General features: G+C 70.8%; 1 protein-coding gene. It reads right to left on the reverse strand.

What is annotated here, in order from left to right; all coding sequences use genetic code 11:
* Positions 1-3,130 (reverse strand): amino acid adenylation domain-containing protein (locus ACYVOO_RS31365; protein ID WP_461019100.1); only part of this gene is annotated, 3,130 nt, incomplete at its 3' end.
* Positions 3,131-3,165: the final 35 nt, after the last annotated feature.

A 3,165-nucleotide genomic window follows, 5' to 3' on the forward strand; every position in this document is an offset into this window, starting at 1 on the left:
CGGTACCGGCCCCCAGCCGCGACACCGTCACCGCCAACGCCGCCTGCAACACCATGAACGTCGTCACACCCTCGGCACGGGCCAACTCCGCTAACCGCCGGTGCATCTCCGCCGGTATCCGCACCGGCGCGGCATGTCCCCGGTGACTGCCCGTCACGGGGCGCGGGTGGTCGGTCGGCAGCGTCAGTTCTTCCGGCGCACCGGCGAGCGTCCGCCGCCAGAACTCCACCTGCCGCGACAGCAGACTCTCCGGATCCGACTCCTCACCCAGCAACTCCCGCTGCCACAACGCATAATCCGCATACTGCACCGGCAACGCCTCGAACACCGGAACCTCACCACGCAACCGCGCCGCATACGCCGCCGACAGATCCCGGCTCAACGGCCCCATCGACCACCCATCACCAGCAATATGGTGCAACAGCACCAAAAGCACCTGCTCATCCGACCCCGCCTGGAACAACCACACCCGGATCGGCAACTCCGCCGACAAGTCGAACGCGTGCCCCTTCGCCTGGTCCACGGCGGAGACCACGTCCTCGCGCGCCACCTCGGACACGTTGAGCTGCCACTCGAAGTCTCGCGGGTCGTGGATCTGCTGGTAGGGCTCGCCGTCCACGGCCAGGAAGGTCGTCCGCAGCGACTCGTGGCGCGCGATCACATCGCGGAACGCCTCCTCGAGTACCGCTGTGTCGACGCCGCTCAGTCCGATGCGTGCCGAGACGTTGTAGGTGGGGCTGGGGCCCTCCAGCTGGGCCAGGAACCACAACCGCCGCTGCGCGAACGACAACGGCACCCGCTCAGGACGCACCCCCGCCCGCAACGGCAGACGACCGGTGCCCCTGCCCTCTGTCGCGAACCGGGCTGCGAGGCCGGCCACCGTCGGGGCCTCGAACAGCGACCGGACCTCGACCTCCAGCCCCAGCACGGAGCGGATTCGTGCGGTCAGCCGGACCGCGAGCAGCGAGTGCCCGCCCAGGGCGAAGAAGCTGTCGTCGACCCCGACCGACTCCACGCCCAAGACCTCCGCGAACACCGCGCACAGGATCTCCTCCTCCGGCGTCGCCGGGCCCCGGCCTGCGCCCGCCGTGTACTCCGGCGCCGGCAGCGCCCGCCGGTCCAGCTTGCCGTTCACCGTCAGCGGGAAATCGGCCAGCTCCACGACCGCGGCCGGCACCATGTACTCGGGCAAGCGGTCGGCCACGAACTCCCGCACGCTCTCCGCGCCAACCCCGGCGCCACCGCCGTCTCCGTCCCCCTCGGCCGGCACCACGTACGCCACCAACCGCTTGTCACCCGGGGTGTCCTCGCGAGCCACCACTGCGGCCTGCCGCACGCCCGGGCAGGCCAGCAGCACCGCCTCGATCTCGCCCGGCTCGATACGGAAGCTGCGGATCTTCACCTGCTCATCCGCACGACCGGCGAACAGCAGTTGCCCGTCCGGGCCCCACTTCACCATGTCGCCGGTCCGGTACATCCGCTCCCCGGACCCCGGACCGAACGGGCAGGCCACGAACCGCTCACCCGTCAACGACGCACGACCCACATAACCACGGGCAACTCCGGCACCGGCCACATACAGTTCACCGGCCACCCCGACCGGCACCGGTCGCAGCGCCGCGTCGAGAACGTACAGCCGAGTGTTGGCGACCGGACCGCCGATCGATGGATCGTCACCGGGCGCGAGCGGGGCCGACATCGACGCACACACCGTGCACTCCGTCGGACCGTACGCGTTGATCATCCGGCGGTCCGCCGCCCACCGCCCGGCCAGGCCCGCGTCCAGCGCCTCACCGGCCGACACCAGTGTCGCCACGGACGCCAGGTCGCCCGCGTCCAGTGCGCCGAGCACGACGGGCGGCAACGTCGCGTGCGTCACCCCGTGGCGCGCCACGACCTCCGCGAGCCCACCGTCGGGCAGCAGTTCGTCGGCCGACGCCGTCACCAGCGCGGCGCCGGTGCCCAGCGCCATCAGCACTTCCCACACGGCGGCGTCGAAGCTGATCGAGGCGAATTGCAGGACCCGCGAGCCCTGTCCCACCGCGAGCCGGTCGCGCTGAGCCGCCACGAGGTTCGCCGCGCCGGCGTGGGATACGGCCACGCCCTTCGGTGTGCCCGTCGAGCCGGACGTGTAGATGACATACGCCGTCCCCGCCGAGTGGATCGTCACCTCGGGCTCGGTCGCGGGGTGCACGTCCAGCAGCGCGGTCGTCATCGGGTCGTCGAGAGCGATCAGCGGGACGCGGCCGACCGGCAGGTCCTCAAGGGTGTCCTCGGTCCCCAGCACGAGTTCCGCGCTGCTTCCATTCAGCATGTACGCCACGCGATCGACCGGCAGGCGCCCGTCGATCGGCAGGTAGGCCGCACCGGCCTTCCACACCGCGAGGATCGCGGTCACAAGTCGCACGCCGCGTGGCAGGCACAATCCCACCACCGACTCCCGTCCCACGCCCCGGCTGCGCAGGTGGTTCGCCAGCCGGTTGGCCGCCACGTCCAGCTCGACGTACGACAGCTCCTCACCCTCGCCCTCGCCGGTTACGACCGCCACCGCATCCGGAGCAGCCGTCACCCACTGCCCGAACAGCTCCACGATCGAAGAACCCGCAACCTCCAGCGCCGAGTCGTTCCACTGCCGAAGCAGCACGTCCCGCTCATCCGCTGCGAGCACGTCCACGGCGGCCAGGGCGGTGTCCGGGCCGCCGTCGAGCTCGCCGATGAGCGCGCTGACCACGTTCTCCAGCGCGGTGCGGAACAGACTGGCGACCGCGTCGGCGTCGAGCGTGCTGACCGTTTGCACGCCCAGGCTCAGACCTCCTTCGCCTCGGTCGTTGGCCGACACCGCGACCGGATAGTTCGTCCTGTCCTGGACCATGACTCGCTGGATGCCCGAGACATGCCGCTGCTCGTTCTGTTCCGCGTCGGCCGGGGCCGTGGTGGCGACGGTGACATGCCGGTAGTTGAACAGTGAGGTGAACAGGGGGGTGTGGTCGGCGATGCCGCTGGCCTGCTGCGCCACCGCCAGTGGGGCATGCTCGTGCTCCAGCAGGGCGGTGAGCTGATCGCGCATCTGCTCGACCGCGGCACGCACACCGACCTGGCCGGTCCGCACCCGCATGGGCAGGGTGTTCATGAACGGGCCGACGACACGGTCGGCACCCTCGCCCG

Source organism: Streptomyces daliensis, assembly GCF_054782395.1.